At 38.8% G+C, this 547-nt stretch carries 1 pseudogene; it reads right to left on the bottom strand.

Going from position 1 to position 547, the window contains the following annotated elements:
- Nucleotides 1-547 (bottom strand): annotated as a pseudogene (locus AC1DUA_RS40240) (hypothetical protein); the annotation flags it as partial.

The raw sequence follows: 547 nt of genomic DNA, 5'->3' as shown, positions 1-547 counted from the left end.
GTGTACACCAGTAGGAATCTGCCTATCGTTCTCACTCTCGATTTCAATCACATCAACATTGGCCATTTGACTCATTTTCTGTAAATCGGCTACGTATGCTGTGCCCTCTAATTCCGTAACTCCGAATGCCATAAATCTGGACTCTTTCAGGCCCATCAATGACATTACTTCCATCTCAGTATTATACCAACTAACCGTATACTCTTCCCCATTCTCTTTAATCCCTGAAGCATAAATTTGAGAAAGATTCAGGTTATACTCTTTGGCCAACAGATCTGGTCTGGTGATTCTGTTATCTTTAAATGTAACCGCAAATTGAACCTTACTCTGATCAGGAGCAAATTTCAATCTTTGAGCACTTGCACGTTTAAAGGATTCTAGATCTTCTTTGGAATCAATCAAAGAGTAGCTCTTCACCTTATTAATTTCTGCTGTTTCATCTCTCCCTGTATATTGTTGGAAGGGACTATCGAACGATTCGGGAAGATAATAATCCCTATATTTCTTATTTATGGGTTCTGCTTTATCGAACGTAATGCTTGCAATC

The organism is Paenibacillus sp. 01T422 (assembly GCF_056398785.1).
Note: the sequence above shows the minus strand (reverse complement) of the source record. Positions and strands in the feature narration are given on the sequence as shown.